18 protein-coding genes are annotated in these 18,754 nt (G+C 29.7%); 1 reads left to right on the forward strand and 17 read right to left on the reverse strand.

Going from position 1 to position 18,754, the window contains the following annotated elements:
* Window positions 1-29: 29 nt before the first annotated feature.
* From truA to DR024_RS14530, 9 genes are all read right to left on the reverse strand, one after another.
* Complete coding sequence (gene truA / locus DR024_RS14490; protein WP_027097348.1) at window positions 30-782, reverse strand: tRNA pseudouridine(38-40) synthase TruA; 753 nt, start codon at window positions 780-782, stop codon at window positions 30-32.
* 37 nt (window positions 783-819) lie between these two features.
* Complete coding sequence (locus DR024_RS14495) at window positions 820-1,434, reverse strand: class I SAM-dependent methyltransferase (protein WP_027097347.1); 615 nt, start codon at window positions 1,432-1,434, stop codon at window positions 820-822.
* A gap of 197 nt (window positions 1,435-1,631) precedes the next feature.
* A complete protein-coding gene (locus tag DR024_RS14500) occupies window positions 1,632-3,032 on the reverse strand; it encodes a glycoside hydrolase family 1 protein (protein ID WP_111919072.1) in 1,401 nt (466 codons plus the stop codon).
* A gap of 10 nt (window positions 3,033-3,042) precedes the next feature.
* On the reverse strand, window positions 3,043-3,345 hold the full coding sequence (locus DR024_RS14505; RefSeq protein WP_027097345.1) for a PTS sugar transporter subunit IIA: 303 nt from the start codon (window positions 3,343-3,345) through the stop codon (window positions 3,043-3,045).
* 1 nt (window position 3,346) lies between these two features.
* A complete protein-coding gene (locus DR024_RS14510; RefSeq protein ID WP_027097344.1) occupies window positions 3,347-4,435 on the reverse strand; it encodes a DUF871 domain-containing protein in 1,089 nt (362 codons plus the stop codon).
* A 25-nt stretch (window positions 4,436-4,460) separates the two neighbouring features.
* Window positions 4,461-5,780: a PTS sugar transporter subunit IIC gene (locus DR024_RS14515; RefSeq protein ID WP_055184900.1), complete on the reverse strand. Its 1,320-nt coding sequence runs from the start codon at window positions 5,778-5,780 to the stop codon at window positions 4,461-4,463.
* A 2-nt stretch (window positions 5,781-5,782) separates the two neighbouring features.
* Window positions 5,783-6,094 (reverse strand): PTS sugar transporter subunit IIB, encoded by a 312-nt coding sequence (locus DR024_RS14520; protein ID WP_027097342.1) that lies wholly within the window; start codon window positions 6,092-6,094, stop codon window positions 5,783-5,785.
* Between the two features lie 167 nt (window positions 6,095-6,261).
* Entirely contained in the window at window positions 6,262-9,009 is a 2,748-nt protein-coding gene (locus DR024_RS14525) for a sigma-54-dependent transcriptional regulator (RefSeq protein WP_034865872.1), read from the reverse strand.
* Window position 9,010: 1 nt separating this feature from the next.
* Window positions 9,011-9,322 carry a PTS sugar transporter subunit IIB gene (locus tag DR024_RS14530; RefSeq protein ID WP_034865871.1) on the reverse strand — a complete coding sequence of 104 codons (312 nt, stop codon included), beginning with the start codon at window positions 9,320-9,322 and terminating at the stop codon, window positions 9,011-9,013.
* A 275-nt stretch (window positions 9,323-9,597) separates the two neighbouring features.
* Between DR024_RS14530 and DR024_RS14535 the strand changes: the two genes are divergently transcribed.
* The gene (locus DR024_RS14535; RefSeq protein ID WP_027097340.1) at window positions 9,598-10,707 is read left to right on the forward strand and encodes a DEAD/DEAH box helicase; all 1,110 of its coding nucleotides are present in this window, start codon (window positions 9,598-9,600) and stop codon (window positions 10,705-10,707) included.
* Window positions 10,708-10,737: 30 nt separating this feature from the next.
* Here DR024_RS14535 and hcp read toward each other — a convergent pair whose 3' ends face one another.
* The 8 genes from hcp to DR024_RS14575 form a co-directional block, all read right to left on the reverse strand.
* On the reverse strand, window positions 10,738-12,402 hold the full coding sequence (hcp, locus tag DR024_RS14540; protein WP_027097339.1) for a hydroxylamine reductase: 1,665 nt from the start codon (window positions 12,400-12,402) through the stop codon (window positions 10,738-10,740).
* Window positions 12,403-12,526: 124 nt separating this feature from the next.
* Window positions 12,527-13,120, reverse strand: coding sequence for a CHAP domain-containing protein (locus DR024_RS14545; protein ID WP_027097338.1), 594 nt, complete (start codon window positions 13,118-13,120; stop codon window positions 12,527-12,529).
* A gap of 88 nt (window positions 13,121-13,208) precedes the next feature.
* Window positions 13,209-14,249: a MerR family transcriptional regulator gene (locus DR024_RS14550; RefSeq protein WP_027097337.1), complete on the reverse strand. Its 1,041-nt coding sequence runs from the start codon at window positions 14,247-14,249 to the stop codon at window positions 13,209-13,211.
* A gap of 95 nt (window positions 14,250-14,344) precedes the next feature.
* A complete protein-coding gene (locus DR024_RS14555) occupies window positions 14,345-14,593 on the reverse strand; it encodes a hypothetical protein (protein ID WP_027097336.1) in 249 nt (82 codons plus the stop codon).
* A 178-nt stretch (window positions 14,594-14,771) separates the two neighbouring features.
* On the reverse strand, window positions 14,772-15,503 hold the full coding sequence (locus DR024_RS18250) for a metalloregulator ArsR/SmtB family transcription factor (protein WP_034865869.1): 732 nt from the start codon (window positions 15,501-15,503) through the stop codon (window positions 14,772-14,774).
* Between the two features lie 184 nt (window positions 15,504-15,687).
* A complete protein-coding gene (locus tag DR024_RS14565; RefSeq protein WP_111919074.1) occupies window positions 15,688-17,148 on the reverse strand; it encodes a DUF4179 domain-containing protein in 1,461 nt (486 codons plus the stop codon).
* Window positions 17,149-17,151: 3 nt separating this feature from the next.
* Window positions 17,152-17,664 (reverse strand): sigma-70 family RNA polymerase sigma factor, encoded by a 513-nt coding sequence (locus DR024_RS14570; protein WP_027097333.1) that lies wholly within the window; start codon window positions 17,662-17,664, stop codon window positions 17,152-17,154.
* 153 nt (window positions 17,665-17,817) lie between these two features.
* Window positions 17,818-18,726 (reverse strand): patatin-like phospholipase family protein, encoded by a 909-nt coding sequence (locus tag DR024_RS14575; protein ID WP_111919076.1) that lies wholly within the window; start codon window positions 18,724-18,726, stop codon window positions 17,818-17,820.
* Window positions 18,727-18,754 lie beyond the last annotated feature (28 nt).

The raw sequence follows: 18,754 nt of genomic DNA on the forward strand, positions 1-18,754 counted from the left end.
TTTATTTGATATAAGTCAACACTTTTGAATTAATATTCTAAATTTTTAAGCATTAATCCTTTCCCTGGAACCTTTAGACCTGAATTTTCTCTATTCTTAGACTCTAATATCTCTTTAATATCTTCTGGATTCCTTTTATGAACTCCAACCTCTACTAATGTTCCTACAATTATTCTTACCATATTTAACAGAAATCCATTTCCACTTACTTCTATTTGTACAAATCCATTATAATTTGTTATTTTTATATCCCTTATAGTTCTTATAGTGGACTTTTTACCATTCTTTACTTTTAAATTAGTAAAACTCTTAAAATCATGAGTGCCTATAAGATACTTTGCACCTTCTCTCATACTTTCTATATCTAATTCTTCTTTTATATGATAAGCAAATCTCTTGGAAAATACATCTTGATATTTTGTGTTTTGAATTGAATACACATAGGTTTTTCCCTTTACATTTAACCTAGAGTGAAACCTATCACTTGCTATCTTAAGTTCTTTAACCACAATATCCTCTGGTAAATATTCTTCAAGATAACTCATCATTTCCACTAAAGTCATTTTTGAATCAGTAAAGAAGTTTGCCACATAATTATCTGCATGAACTCCAGAATCTGTTCTGCCACAACCTATTACTTCTATTTCCTCCCCTGTCATTTTACTTAAAACATTTTCGATTTTTCCTTGTATTGTTACAACAGAATTGCCTTTTTGATTCTGCTTTTGCCATCCCTTATATCTTGTTCCATCATATTGTAATAACATTTTTATGTTTCTCATATTTTCCTCCTAAAGAAAAAAGAATCTAGATACTATTTTACCTACATTCTTTAATTGCTACAATATATGCTAACTCAAAAGTTCCTTTTATTTTTTTACTTTTCTTTATTTTAAAGCCATTACTTTTTATAAACTTAATATACTCATCAGTTGTCCATTTGCTATAAGCCTTAAAACCTACAATAGACATAAGTTTCCATAACACTTTAGCTTTTATACTACTCTTATGTGTAAAAGTTGGTGCTATTAAGATCCCCTCATCCTTTAATACTCTTTTAATATTACTAAGTGCTTCCTCAGGCTTTGGCATTATGTGAAGTGCATTAGATATAAGTACACAATCAAATGTTTTAGAACCATAAGGTAAATCACATGCATCCTCTACTGAAAAATTAAGATTATTAGGCCTCTCTTTACGTTTTGCTTCTTTTATCATTTCTTCAGAAAAATCAGTAGCCTCCAAATACTTCACTTTATCTGCTATTCTTAAAGCAATTAATCCTGTACCTGTTGCAAGCTCCAACATTTCCATTTTAGAATTTACATCTCTTCTAATAAGTTTAATCATCTCTTCATAAGCTTGCTCATCTTTTTTTATTATAAAATCATATTTACTAGCAAATCTATTCCAAAACTTTTTATTTGAGTTCATCTCTTGTTTCTCCATATTCTCACCAGCCTCGATAAATTCCAATGTTTGTATACATTTTACCATAATTATCCTTATTAGCAAATCTAAATTATAATTTCATTTTTAACTTCTTATTTAGCATCACTTTTTACATAAATATATAGAAAGAAGTAGAATTTAAATTGTAAATTCTACTTCTTTCTATATATAATATTAGTTTAAAGTTTTTCCCCATTACTTTCAATTACTTCTTTGTACCAGTTAAAACTCTTCTTTTTTCTTCTCTCTAAAGTTCCATTTCCCTCATCATCCTTATCTACATAGATAAATCCATAACGTTTCTTCATTTCACCTGTAGATGCACTCACTAAGTCTATTGGTCCCCAAGATGTATATCCTATAAGGTCAACACCATCATTTACAGCCTCTTTCATAGCACTTATATGTTTTCTTAAATAGTCAATTCTATAATCATCATTAATTGAGCCATCTTCCTCAACAACATCTATTGCTCCAAGTCCATTTTCAACTATAAATATAGGAACTTCATATCTATCATATAATGTATTTAATGAGAATCTTAATCCTTCTGGATCTATTTGCCATCCCCATTCTGATGATTTAAGATAAGGGTTTTTAACCATTTTAAATATATTCCCTTCTGCTTTTTCAAGATGTTCAGCATCAGTACTTGCAACCCTACTCATGTAATAACTCATACCAAGGAAATCTACAGTATTTTCTCTTAGTATCTTTTCATCCTCTTCTGATATTCCTATGGAGATATTATTTTCTCTAAAAAATCTCTTTTGATAATTTGGATATTTTCCTCTAATTTGCACGTCAGCAAAGAATAACGTTCTTCTATCTTTATCTAAAGCATCTAATGCATCAAGTGGATTACAAGTCATAGGATATACACATCCATAATTAATCATACACCCTATCTTTCCACCATCTACTATTTCATGACATGCTTTAACTGCTAAAGCACTTGCAACTAATTGATTATGTGCTCCCTCATAGCTTAATTGCCTTGGATTCTCACCTTCTTTAGGAATGATACCACCACATGTAAATCTCATTACAGTTATACTATTGATTTCGTTAAAAGTCATCCAATACTTTACCTTATCCTTGTATCTTATAAAAACGGTTCTTACATATCTTTCAAAAAATCCTATAAGCTTTCTATTTGTAAACCCACCATATTTGCTACATAGACCTAATGGCATTTCATAGTGAGATAAGGTTACTACAGGTTCTATACCATTTGAGATTAATTCATCAAATACATCATCATAAAACTTTAATCCTTCTTCATTTGGAGTTTCTTCATCTCCATTAGGAAATATTCTACTCCAAGCAATAGATAATCGTAAACATTTAAAACCTAATTCTTTGAAAAGTTTTATATCCTCTTTATATCTATGATAAAAATCGATTGCTGTATGAGATGGATAGTCTCCCTCTGGTGGTATAACTGGTGAACTCATCATTCCTTTTGGAAGTACATCTGCTGTGGATAAGCCCTTTCCCCCTTCTAGGTAAGCCCCTTCAACTTGATTAGCTGATAGAGCCCCTCCCCATAAGAAGTTTTCTTTAAACCCTAAAGTCATAATATCCCTCCTATTCTATCATTAAAATAATTTGTTCTGCTAAATCCTTTGCAAGCATAGCATTCATTAAATGATCTTGAGAATGTACTAATAATAAACTAAATTCACATGGATTACCTTGCATTTCTCCTTGAAGTAATTCAGTTTGAATCTTATGAGCTTCAAGTAAATTTTTCTTTGCTTCCTCAAGTAACTCTAAGCCTTTTTCCTTACTTCCTTCTCTTGCTACCTTCAATGCTGTTATAATTGAGCTTCTAGCATCTCCTGCATACATAATTATGTTCATTGCACTATTTAAAGTTCTTTCGTCCATACTACTCCTCCAACTTAAACTTTTTCCCTGATTTAATATATTTTAGTAATTCTATGTGAGAGTTGCATACAGTTGCTATTACATTTCTTCTATTATCTAACGCAATATCCTTGCAGGCTACGAGTACCTCTCCTTTATAATTAAGATAATCATTATTATTAATTAAGACAGTTCCTATAGGAACAATTCTATCTTCTTTAGTTGTTGATTTTATTTCTTTGTCCTTAAATTCTTTTCTTCCCATTGTATGTCTTATGACAGAGTCACTATAATCCCATCTGTTTTGAAGCACCTTATTAAATATTGACTTCTCAACCTCTGTAACTTCTTCCATAGTAACTTTTAAAGATATAATATTTTCATCTAGCTTTGCAAGAGACTCTAACTCTTCATTTGTTGCAAAAGCATTACCTATTATTACATCATCTATTCCTAAAGCAAATAATTCTTGCGCTTGAACCGTTATATCTATTCCTCTATGCTTTTCTAATGTACACAAGCCATCATTAGATAACCATGGTCCTAGTCTTCCTCCTTTAGTTGCATCAACAAAAGCAGCTGTATGTAATCCTAATGACTTATGCCTCATATGACAAGCCTTAAAATACTCTAATCCTAAACCTGTATCTTTTTCAGGGTAGAAGTTGTGACAAGTCACAAGCTTCCCCCTCTTACAACCTATATCCATAATATTATTAACATATCCACTATCAAAGGAGCCATTTATTTCAATATCTAAATCAAATTTATTAAATGTAACCATTGATTCATAGAATCCATTAAACATTCCATCTAATCTAAGTCCAGTTGCTCCTAAATCTTTAAAGAATTTCAAATCCATAGGATTTATATCTATTATCTTAAGAACTTCAGGATTTATATCTATAAATACTCTCATCCCTAGATTCCTTGAAAATTTTAATAATTCTCTGTATTTTTCAACCTGATTTAAAGCTTTTTCCTTATGGCTATCTAATTCTAACATAGAGGTAAATACTCTACTGTATCCAAGTTTTGCTGCTTTTTCTATATAAGCTTTATTTTCTTCAACAGTACTATTTAATGGATATATACTAATTCCTATTCCCATATGATCTCCTCTCCAATGAATGTTTTTATTTATTTAATAATTGTTTTTCTTCATTTCTTTCTATTAATTTTAAGAATGGTATATATAGTAATACAACAACTACTATATTAACTACTGATAATGCTGCTCCTGTCCAATGCATACCTGTTGCTAAGAATCCATTTAATATTGGAGGTGTTGTCCAAGGAACTGACGCTACAACTGGGTGAACTAATTGGAATTTAATTGCTAAATATGAAATTGCACTAATAATTGATGGTCCTATTACAAACGGTATAAATAAATATGGATTTAAAACTATTGGGAATCCAAATATTATTGGTTCATTTATATTAAATGCACCTGTAGGACCTGCAAGAGATAATAATACCTTATGTCTTCTTCTGTTTGTAATAAACATAGCAACTATTAAACCTATTGTACATGCTGCTCCACCCATATTAACAAATGAAGATATAAATTGGTAAGTTAATACATTATATTGAGACCAATCAGTAACACCTTGAGCGTACATTTCAATATTTGACATTCCAAGCGGTGCTAAAACAGCTGCAAGTATTGGTCCCACAATATTTGAACCATGAATTCCAAAGAACCATAAGAATGATATAACAAATGGTGCTACTATAGCTGTTACTAAATTATCACTAAATCCTTGTAGTGGTTTTGTTATAGCCATTGTTATTAATTGATTAAATGATTTACCATCAGCAAATCTCATAATTAAATATGATATTACCGCAAATATAATAACTGTTAACATAGTTGGTATTAATTTTGAAAATGAATCACTTACTGCTGTTGGAACTACATCTGGCATCTTAATCTTAAATGCTTTAACATTTGATAATCTATGCAATATTTCAACTGATACAAGAGCTATAATCATACAAGCAAATAACGCATCCGCACTAAAACTAGTATAATTAATAAATCCAAAGGCTCTAATTGGTGCTTCTTTTCCATTTGGAACTTGTGCCATCCATGGAATTAATACAAAATATGAAGCCAATGCTACACATAACCCATCAAGTCCATTATGACCATAGTTTCTCCAAAGTGATTGTCCAACTGTTGCACAAACAAATAGTCCATACATAGCAAGACATCCCCACCAAATATTTTGAGTTATATTCCAAATTACTTGTCCTGCTTCTGTATTAGTAATAAAGTTTTGATATGATTCCACTTGCAAATTTTGAACTAATGTAGCTATTGAAGCAAGTATAATAATTCCTACTAAGCTAACCATACCAGCAGATATTGCTCTGATATGTACTTGGTTACCAATTTTATTGGCTATAGGCATTACCTTTCTTTCCATATAATCCATAATTTTTTTCATTATTAATTACCTCCCTTTAAACTTAAAGCTAATTCTAAAACTGCCTTTCCATTCATCATTCCATAATGTTGCATTGGAACAACCTCTACTGGAATACTTTGAGGAGCAGCTATTGCTCTAATTTCATCAATCATAAACTTTACTTGTGGTCCAAGTAATATAACATCACATTCATTTAAATGTTGTGATATCTCTGCTTCTGGAATAGCTTTTATTGAAGCCTCAATATTTTCCGCCTCTGCTACCTCCTTCATTTTATTTACTAATAGTGATGTGGACATTCCTGCTGCACATGCTAAGATAATTTTTGTCATATATATCTCTCCTATATAAATATTTTTCTCACTATTAATTCAAAGCAATTTCCATGCCAAAATCAAAAACCTATAAAAAAAGAGGGTTCCCCCTCCTTTTTTATACACTATTTAAATTTTCAAATCATACACTAACATTCATTTCATACACCACTTTTTAAATCACTCTATAATTTATACAGTATGGTAAGTATATAGCAAAGCTCATCTAATTTGAACTCAACTTCTAAGTCATCCTCTATATTCTTAAGTGCATACTTAATCTGCTTTATTTCATTTGCATAATAAATCAATAGATACTCTTTATTTTTATGCTCCTTACACTTCCTTTTTAAAACTAAATTCTCTGTTGTTGCTAACAAGTGGAATACTACAGCTATTAATGTATCCTTATCAAACTGATAGCTTAATTCACTTTCTATCCATCTCTTAAAAACTCCAAAGTCCTTTTTAAATATATTTATATTAAAGCCATTAATTTTATCTTTTAGCTTATTAAATACCTGCTCAATTATTAAATTTAAATCTTCATTTTCCTCAACTTTTTTCTGTACTACAGTTGTTTTTATCATCTTCTCAAGTTCACCATATTTATTTAGCATAATTAAATCTGTTATAGATATGAATGGTACACCATATAACATTGGATCAATACTTCCTACAACAGCTATTATATTTTTATCCTTGCCTAGCTTACCTATAATATTGCTTATGTTTTCATGACTTGTAATTGCTGCTGTAATTATTTCAGTATTGGTTCCTGAAATATTTATATTATCCTCTATTAATTTCTTAATCTTTTTAGCACTTCCTTCGCCAGTAGTACAAGCTGCAATAATTATATTTTCTTTCTTAGTTTTAGTTTCATCCTTATACCTATTACCCATTAAGGTCATTCTTTGCTTATTTAAAATAGAATTATATATAACATCAATATCTCTTTCAAACTCAGCATGTCTTGCAACCTCTAAGGCTGTAATTGTTGTTACACAATCTATTACCCTTACCTTAACTAAAAGTTCCTCTCCAATTAAATCACCAAACATAATTAATGATCCCATATCTACTAATAATAGAACTCCAGCATCATTACTATTCTTCCTTACTACTTCCTTTAATTCCTCATAGCAAGTTCTCGAATCTTTATCAAGCTCCATATCATAAGCTTGTACAGTATCTATTCCTAATAAAGAATTCACAGTTTCCGCCATAGATGATGCTGTACTCTTTCCATGCATGCTTATTATTACCTTAGGTAATTGGTTCTTAAGATCGCTCTCAATTGCATCTATACATAAGAACATCGCTATAAAGGCTATCTCATCAAGAGGCACCCTAACCTCTAACTCTCCTTCAATTCCTTTTATAAAGTTTCTAACTAACTCAAACTCCCTATGGTGATTTTCTATTACATTAAGAAGGTTCTTATTTACTACGGTTTTATTTTCACCCAGTCTTTTTATGCTTGAATCAAAGTGCATGCAAAGTCCATAAAAGACTTTTTTAGAAAACTTTTTGCATAGCTCCTTTTCAGCCAATGCTAATAGAGTTTCCATATACATAATACTTTTCTTACTAACTACTTTTTCAAGTTCAATATTATTGTTTACACCCTCTATATAATTTTTAAATTGTCCATTAATTTCAAACCTAATGATTGTATCAATATCATCCTGATTATCATATCTTGTACTTAAATCCTTTAATCTTTTTTCTATCTTGTCATAAAAAGACTCATACTTAATCTTATTTTTAGAATGGCCTATCTTTCCTCCTCCATCACCAGTGAAGACTAAAAAATCACTTTTTCCTACTATAACTTCTATCTCACTTTCGAAATCATTTTCATAAATACCATACTTTCTTATATGATCTGGAAGGTGTATAACCTCAATTTCAACCTTATCTCTATTTAAATGAATAGCATCTAAAAAAGCATTAGCACATATTAGCTTTATATCACTTTTTAGTTGACCTATATTCCCTAAGCACTCATAGTTTAAAAGATTTTTTAAAACAGCATTGTTAACAACTATTTCTTTCTTTATCCTACTAGCCTCTTCCTCAATAAAAGCTTGAGCTATTTTAAATCGCTCTTTTTTACTTCTCTCCTTTAATGAAGGTATCTTTATAGACATAGGAATTCTTCTTGTGAAGGTATCTAATAATGAATCCTCTTTCCTAGCCGTAGTTGCACAAATAATAAGAACATCTACATGCTTTCTCTCCGTTGATCCTACCGGAGAAAAGACTCCTTTATCCATTAGATAAAATAAAGTTTCTTGTCCCTCTGGCGGTAATCTATGTACTTCATCTAAAAATAATATTCCATTATCTGCAGACTCAACAAGCCCAGAATAATCTTTATTAGCTCCAGTAAAGGCTCCCTTTACATATCCAAAAAGCTGTGATAGTAAGAGCTGAGGATTATTACTATAATCTGCACAATTTAAAGTAACAAAAGGGGCATCTTCATTTAATTGTCCCTTCTCTTTAGCATACTCATACATTTTTTCTGCAAACATTGTTTTACCAACACCTGTTGGACCAAGTAATAAGGTGTGAAGTCCTCTTGGCGGATAACTAATAGCCGCTTTTGCCTGCTTTATTGGCTTCTTTAAACTTCCCTCGCAACCAATAAACTTATTAAATGCATCAACTTCATTTCTACTTATGACTTCAACTTCTTCATCATCCTCAATACATTTATATACTACAGGCCTTCCTTCTTCTTTCTTTATTAACCCATCTCTTACAAGTTTGTTTAACTCACTACTTGCATTAGTTCTCTTTATACCAATTCCCTCTGCCACCTCATTTGTTGTTACACCTATTCTCTCATTATTTTCTCTTTGTAATTTAGTTGTTTCTAATATGAAATGATATATTTCTTCATATCTATTATCCCTAGTCATATTATTCTCCTTTGAATAAACTTATAAGCTGTATGGCCTTATTAAGTATTTCTTCTCCTCTACATAACCCATAGTCCATACTATCTATTATTCCAACTGGTATATTCTTATCTTCTACAACTTTTTGTACCGTTTCTAATTTATATTTAATCTGAGGTCCTAATAGGATTAAGTCACAAGATTCAACATTATCTTCAATTTCCTCTATTCCCTTTGCAGCAATTTTAATGTTTAAATCCCCTACTGCCTTTTTTACTGATTCTACAACTATATTACTTGATGTTCCTGTTGCACACAAAATTAATATTTTCATAGCCTCCTCCTTCCATAAAGCACAAAGTATGTATACGATTAAATAAATATTAAAAAATATATATTAAGCTTCTATATTATTCTAATATATCAAAGAATTCGACATATTTCAAACAATCCGTATGCTCATTTTTAATCTCTATACATTTGACTATAACCTTATTAAATGGTATCATTACTAAGCAATTGGAATCCCTATTCCAATTAGGATAGAGTTTGAGTGTCTGTCAGCTGATACCAAGCTCTTATTTGCTTTATATGGAAGGATGATTAATTATGGCTTTTAAAAGCTTAGGAATAAATGAAAATATAGTTAATAAATTAAATAAAAATGGAATTAAAACTCCAACTCCTATACAAGAGGAAAGTATTCCTCATATTCTACTAGGTAAAGATTTAATAGGTGAAGCAAAAACTGGTACTGGTAAAACTCTAGCTTTCTTGATACCAATATTCCAAAACCTATCACCAAAATCTAATGCTACACAGGTGCTTATATTATCTCCTACTAGAGAATTAGCAATACAAATTACTGAAGAAGCTAATAAGTTAAATGTGAATGAAGAAATTAATATTTTAGCTGCATATGGAGGTAAGGATATCGGAAGCCAACTAAAGAAGCTGAAAAATAATATTCATATGATAATAGCTACCCCTGGAAGACTTTTAGATCATATTGAGAGAAAATCTGTTGATTTATCTAAATTAAAAACTATTGTAATTGATGAAGCTGACCAAATGCTTCTTATGGGATTCAAAAATGAAATAGAAAAAATTATGAAGGTGTGTTCTAAAAACCACCAAACACTTTGTTTCTCAGCTACTATGGATTCCCAAGTTAAAAAGTTAGCCTACAGATATATGAAGGAACCAGTATTTATAGATATACAATCTCCAACTATAGCAGTAGATAAAATTAAACAAGAAGTTGTAGAAGTAAGTGATAGATGGAAACAAGAAGCCCTTTGTTCTACATTAAATGAAGATAATCCATTTATGGCTATTATTTTCTGCAGAACTAAGCGTAGAGCTGATGCTTTAGAATTAGCTCTTCATCAAAAAGGTTACAATTGTCAAAAGATACATAGTGATGTTCCTCAACCAAAACGCGAAAGAATAATAAAGGCTTTTAGAAATGCAGATATTCAATATTTAATTGCAACTGATGTAGCTGCTAGAGGTATTGATATTTCAGGTGTAACTCACATATATAACTACGATACTCCTGAAACTCCTGAAAGCTATATTCACCGTATTGGTAGAACAGGACGTGCAGGTGAAGATGGATATACATGCATGTTTGTTGCTCCAAAGGATGAAAATCAGCTAAAAGAAATAGAAGAAAAAATAGGTTTTAAGATAAATAGACGTGAAATAAAAAGATAAGTTGAATATTCAACTTATCTTTTTACAATTTTATAATCCAATTCCTTGTTGTAAACAAGTTTTTAAATCATCATCTGGTTGACTTATTTGTTGTAAATTAAATGTATCAACTAAATATTGAAGTACATTAGGACTTAAAAATGCTGGTAAAGTTGGTCCTAAAAAAACACCTTTTATACCTAAAGAAAGTAAAGCTAAAAGGTCTGCAACTGCTTTTTGTTCATACCATGATAAAATAATGGATAAAGGTAATCCATTTACATCAGTATCAAAGGCATCTGCAAGTGCAGTTGCAATTCTAACAGCAGAATAGGCATCATTACATTGGCCTACATCTAATAATCTTGGTAAACCTGCCACCTCACCAAAATCTAATTTATTAAATCTATATTTACCACAGGCTAAAGTTAATATAACACAGTCTTCTGGAACCTTTTGAGCAAATTCTGTATAATAATTTCTTCCAGGTCTTGCTCCATCGCATCCACCAATTAAAAAGAAGTGTCTTATCTTTCCATCCTTTACTGCATTAACAATTTCTCCAGCATGACTTAGAGTTTCATTATGGCCAAAACCTACTAAAATTTCATGTGGTTCTTCTGATTCAGTGAAACCACCAAGTTCTAGAGCTTTTTCAATTATTGGAGTAAAATCTTTATGTCCATCTTTATCAGCAGGAATATACTTAACACCATCCCATCCTACTACACTTGTTGTAAATATTCTATCTTTATAAGTTTCCCTTGGTCTCATTAAACAATTAGTTGTCATTAAAATACATCCTGGTATTCCATCAAATTCTTTTTGTTGATCTTGCCATGCTCCACCATAATTTCCTACAAGATGCTTATATTTTTTTAATTCTGGATAACCATGAGATGGTATCATTTCACCATGAGTATATATATTTATTCCTTTCCCTTCTGTTTGTTGTAATAACATCTCTAAATCCCTTAAATCATGTCCTGAAACTATAATAAAAGGTCCTTTTTCTCTCTTAACATTAACCTTATGTACTGTTGGATTTTTATAAGTATTTGTATTTGCTTCATCAAGTTTTTTCATTACAGCAACACTCATATCTCCAGTTCTCATAGTCATACGAATCATTTCTTCTACACTTAAATTATCATTAGTAGTACACTCTAGTCCCCTAAAATAAAAGTTATCAACTTGATCATCAAAGTATCCTAAGAATCTAGCTTGGTGTCCATAGGCACTTATCCCTTTCAATCCATAAATAATTGTCTGCCTTAAAGATCTGATATCTGCATCTAGTGTTTGATCAAACATTATTCCTGCCCTTACTGAATCTTCAAGCATTTCTTCTTTTGTAGAACTAAGATTATATGTAGCTTGTTCAGGATATTCTTTATTATTAGACGCTTTTTCTCTTAAAGCCTCTTTTATCTTTTGAGATTCCTTAAGCATCTCAACGTGTACTTCTGCATCAAAATTCACATTAGTTAATGTAGTAAATAATGAATTTTCAACAAAACTAACAATACTCTTATCTATAATTTCGCCCTTCTCAATTAGATCCACTGCATAAGCGCTTATTCCTTTACATTGATAAACTAGTAAATCTTGAAGGTTAGCTATTTCCGGTGTCTTACCACATACACCCATTTTAGTACACCCTTTTCCCCCTGCTGTTTGTTCACATTGATAACAGAACATTGGATTTTCATCCACAATAAATCACTCCTCTAAACTAAATAGATAATAGTATTATTCTCTCAAAATACTAAATAATTCATACAAAAAAAGAAATACTGCTGTAGCAATATTTCTTTTACTTACACATATTATTAAATTTCTACTCTTTTCTAAGCCATCCAGCTGGAGTTCTATGGCCTCCAATATAATAATTATTTCCATCCTTCTTAAGTTCAAACTTATCTCTTGTCTGAGTGCCCATATTTTGTTGTATTACTTCAATATAGTCATCTTCAACTTCTGAAATAATTGCTATATGACCATATGTTGTATCATTAAATATTAATATATCATTTACCTTAGGCATTACATTGTCGCCATTCCTATATTGAATAAGACCTCTTTTCTCATTTACTTCTCCCTGTGGAATACTATCATCAAAAAAGTCCTTTGCGTTACCATAGCCATCTGGCATCTCATGCCCTAAATAATCATAATAATATCTTTTTATAAACTCAACACACTGCCACTCATATCCATAATAATATCCATCCTTACTATAATGTTTTCCATGAACATTGCCATATTCTGAACCATTATAGTATACCTCTACCCCATTAAATACATCAATTGTTTCTCCAATTCCATTTTTCTTATCTTCATATTTTTTATAACCTTTATATGATGTATATCCTATACCACAACATAAAAATAGAAATATAATAATGAACTTTAATACCCTTTTTTTCTTCACAATCACCACTTCCAATCTCATGGTAATTATATCCTAATAATCTATTAAAATACTTGATTTTTGATATTTGTAATATTTTTTTAATTTTCTAATTTACTTCAATTACACTTATGAATCTATCTATCTTTTCATAGTTAAGCTTTTTATTATACTTCATAAATTCACTTTCAAGCTCATCTATATATGAGTAATATTCATCTTTTATTTCATCTACCTGTACTTCTGTTAACTCTTTTAATACCCATTCTTCTTCAACTCTATTTTTAAACATTAAATCTCCTATTACTATCTTCCCATTATCTTTTAAAACTCTTATCATCTCTTTAATAGCCAATGATTTTTCTTCAGAATTTAAGTGGTGAAATGCATAAGTTGATACAATTATATCAAATACTTTATCATTAAAAGGTATCTTTAGAAATTCTCCTAATCTTACTTTTAAATTAGGATATTTATGTTTTGCTACTCTTAACATTTCTCTAGATTGGTCTATTCCAACTACTCTATAGTTATTTTCTAAAAACTTTTTAGCTAAATTTCCTGTTCCTACCCCAATGTCTAACACTGATATATTCTCTCCTGTTATAGTAGATTTTTCATACACCTTATTCAAAACTTTATTATAGTTTTCATAAATCTTTAAGGCTCCCCTGTCAACCTTCACATCTTCATCATAACTATCTGCCCAACTATTAAAGTTCCACTTATCCTTCCATCCCTCTCTAATAGACGCTACCTTATTTCCTTCCTCAATAATAGGAAAGATTTTATCAGAGTTCATTTTCTCATCTTCATATAAGGTATCTATTATTTTCTCAAGTGATTCTCTAATAGTATTTAATCTATGAATCTCATCATTTACCATGATCCATTGCCTATTAAAGTGCTCTAAATAATCTATACCATCATTCCTTTTAATTATTTCCTTTATAGTTTTAATTGAGAGTCCTATAGACCTGTATAATAATACTGCTTGAAGTTGCATAATATCTTTCCCACTATAAATTCTATAATCATTTTCCTCATCTCTTATAGGTTTAATTAATTCCTGTTTTTCATAATATCTAATTTTATTGGTTGTTATATTAAATAACTTCGCTACTTCCTTTATATTATATTTTTTACTCATGTTCTTTCCCCCTTCACAACTAAGTTTAAACCTTAGTCTTAGGTTAAAGTCAATAAAAAACTCACAGTAATTTTCATCACTGTGAGTTCTAACTCTTATATAACCAAACTATTTATATCTACGTAATAATTTTCTGCTTTGTTACTGCACTCATTACATACTGGAATGCTATAAACAATTTTTCCTTCTTCCACATCATTTATTTTTACATTTGATATTACATCTGCCTTTTGTATACATCCCTTGCAAGAACATAATGTAACCTTTTCTCTTTTCTTTTCTTCCCAAATCTCTTTTTTTAATATTTTGCTCTCATTAATATTATGTACCTTTATAAAATTCATTTTAATCCCCACCTTATTATGTATAGTTATATTACACGTCTATTTTCATTGTACTCTTTTTCCAGTTATTACATTATTTATTCAGAAAATTAAAATTAGTAACAAAATACAAATTATTCTATACTTAGAAAAAGCCTACAGAAAGATCTGTAGACTTTTATACACAAGTATTTAATTTTTAGTGAGAACATCCATCATGATTACATACATGAGTACTAGGAAACTCTTTTAACTTATTTTCCTTAAATGCCTCTAGATTTTTTTCTAAATCTCCTTGGATTGCTTGAAAAACTTTTATTCCCATAGAATTTAATTTATTAATAGCTCCTGCACCAATGCCTCCAACTACTACTGCATCAACTTCTTCACCCGATAATGCTTTCATTGGTTGACATTTACCATGTTCGTGACCTAAATCTCCATTGCCTACTGACTTAACCTTATTAGTCTCTAAATCACATATTACAAAAAGTGGTGCTGTACCAAAATGGCCATATGGTATACTTTTTACTCCTTCATTTGATTCAACTGGAAAACAAATTTTCATTATAGGTTCCTCCTTGATTTTATTATTACTAGCACATTTCATATGCTTGCATCCATTTAGACATTTTAAGTTTGCAATATTTGTTGTACTAGTTTTTTCATTATCTATTATTAATTCTAAAAACTTAATTGAAGAATTTATTTTTTCTTCATTTAAGTCGTAGATAATATGATAACCTATTTTATATCCTTGAATTAAGTCAATATCTTTAAGTATTTTTATTTGTTGAGATACTGCTGCTTCACTTATTTCAAGATGTCTTGCTATACCTTTAGCACACATTCCTCTATTTGAAATTAAAAGCAATATATTTACTCTGGTTTCATCCCCTAGTGCCTTAAAAATCTTTATAAACTCTTCCATTGCTCCTCCGTTTTTTAATTAAGTGATTACTTAATTAAATCTTAACACTATTGTATGTTAATTTCAACCATATTATGAGATATATACAAATACTTCTTTTTAATTTTCATCTTTATATTTCCTAAAATTATTTGCTATACAAAATAAAAGAAGTGCATAAAGCATATGCACTTCTTTTACCTAATTATTTAATGGATACATTTATTTTGTAAGAATCCTCTACTATTGGATTTTGAACTTTTGGCATAGCAATCTTATATTTCTTGTTATTATCTACTACTGGCAATTCTATCAATACAAGATTGTTTTCAGCATCAATTATAGCTTCTTTTCCATTGTTTAAATCAATTTCATAGTAGTTGCCATCCTCATCTAACAATAAGAAACTAGAGAACACACCATTTAACAAACAATATGAATAGTTTCCCTCTATCTTCATAGTTATTAATGTCCTATCTTCTAATGTTTTAATAGAATCTACTTTAACATTTGTTGCTCTATTTAGCTGAATATTTTCACCTAATAAATCATTAAGATATAAGTATGGTTTATTATCCATACTAAATACCTTTACTACCTCATCATAGGCATAACCAGCTTTCTTTTCTTCTGCTGTAGCTTTTCTACGATTCTCTATAATACTTTGTTTTTTATCTATATAATTTACATTACATTGATATATACTTGCTCTATATTCACCTATTTTTTTATATATTTCATTATCTTCATAGTCAAGGATAGGCACTATAGAAATACCATCAACACTCCATAGATTATTTAATATTTCAAATTTTCCACTATACTCAATATCACTTGATGTACTACCAGCAAACTTTACTCCTAAAACTTTCCCATTATTATCAGTTACCCTAAATCCTTTAATTTCAGGGTTTCTACTTTTACTCTTCTCATAGTAAGTACCCGAATAATTAATAGAGCTTCCGAAAGGACTAATTACTACATTTTCGATTTTCAATTCACTTGTTGGTAATTTAATCTTTTCATTTACTTCTATAGTTTTTGATAGACTATTTGCCTTTTCCTTATTTGTAGAGAATTTAAGATTCCAATCTCCTTTAATATCATCTATATACTTAAAGTCGATCTCAATATTTACTTCATCACCTAATTTTATATCAGAAACATTACCATACAAAATATACTCTGTTGTTTTATCATCTATTTTTACATATTTATTATTTCTACTTTTCATTAAATGACCATCTAAATATATATTACCCATTATTCCCTTAGCTCCATCTATATCTTCACCTACTATAGTTGTAGTAATAGCTAATATATTATTATCTAGAGCAATATCATTTACTGTAACCTTTACGCCATTGCTTTCAACAGTTTTATTTACACTTTGAGAAAAATCTTCAAACTTATCAATTTTATCTACATCACTAAAATGGCTAAAAATTGACCCTATTAATGGAATTGCACTAACTGCCTTTGGATTCATTATACCTATTACACTTACTAATACAAATACAGCAGCTATCCATCCCCCAATCTTTTTTAATCTTACGTTCTTTCTTCTATATTTATATTTTTCTCCCCTTTTTATTGAATCTTTTATAATATTATTTAATTCATTTGTTGGAACATCTATAGAATTTTTCAAATTATTAATATCCATAACTCAAACGATCTCCCTTCCAATATAAAGTCTTAATGCATTTAACCCTTTATTTAAATATGTTTTAATTGTACCTTCTGGCTTATCTAAAACCTTTGAAATCTCATTTATAGTTAAATCATCAAAATACTTTAATATTATTACTTCCTTATATCTTTCATCTAATTTATCTATGGCACATAAAAGGTCTAATTTTTCATCATTATCCTCTTTCTTTGCTTCCATATTACCTAAAGCTTCTTCTTCTAAATAAATAACTCTCCCTCTCTTTTTATTAAAAGTTATTGCATTGTTAATTAAAATTCTAGTTATCCATGTTTTAAAAAGCTTTGGATTTCTTAACTTATCAATAGATATAAATGCTTTATAAACAGTATCTCCAACAATATCTAAAGCATCTTCTTTACACTTTACATATGCATATGCCGTTCTATATAAGTTATCTTTTATACTATCAATTAAAGATGAAAATGCTTGTACATCCCCTTCTATAGCCATAGTGACTTTTTCATCCATTTTACTCCTCCTTAAGTGTCTAAATTATCGATAATTTATCCTTACATCCATTAGACTAAGTAAACATTAAAATGGTTTTATATTTTACATATTATGATAACATAAAAATCCACATGGACTTTTATCTCCATGTGGATTTAATCTTTATACTATTTATTTTTCTTTCCTTTTAAAAGAAACAGACTTTAGCTTTCCATACATTTTATAAAGCATTGGATTTTCTTCTTCTTCTTCTTTTTCATTAATAAACTTTGTAAGCTCCATAACAGGCTTAAGTCTATTCATTGTATCCTTATATCCTTCATTAATTCTAACTCTTTTAGCATCAGTATCTAAATTCAAAGTACCATTAATAGTATTTTCATCTAGATTTTCAGGTGCTATTATAATTAACTTAGAATGAGGATATAAATCTCTATCAATAGTTACTTCTTTTGAAAGTAAAACAACGATTATAACATCGCACTTTTCACCATAAACGGGCTGTATAGGTGTATTATCAGCAATACCACCATCAATATATTTTTCTCCTACAACCTCTGTACTATCATATATAAGAGGAAGAGATGCAGATGCTAACACAATTTTCTTCCTTGTCTCTTCATCATAATCGTTCAATCTAAAATACTTAACATTATAATTAGGTAATTCTGTACAAGCTGCAAAACAAACCTTATTAGTATTGTCAAAAACACTACAATCTAGATATTTTTCTATAACCTCTACAGCCCCTTCATTACTTATTGCTCCATGTTCTATCTTATCACTAAGAAATCTCTTAGCTAACTGAAGATTTTTCCCCCCTAAATATAACCCTATTCCTCTTTTTATTAATTCCACCTTACTAAGAGGGACTAATTTATCCATTGTTACTTCTTCCCATAGCTTATCTGCTTTTTCCATATTATCCATAGCAAATAGCACTGAATTAAATGCACCTATAGATGTACCTGAAAAGACAGATATGTATTTACTTATTCCTAATTCCTTTAGGGCTCTCCAAACGCCTAACTCATAAGCGCCTTTTCCGCCACCACCAGAAAGTACTAATCCTATTTTCATAATTCCCCCTATATTTATAAATACTTTA

This window comes from Clostridium paraputrificum (assembly GCF_900447045.1).
Taxonomy (GTDB): Bacteria; Bacillota; Clostridia; order Clostridiales; family Clostridiaceae; genus Clostridium; species Clostridium paraputrificum.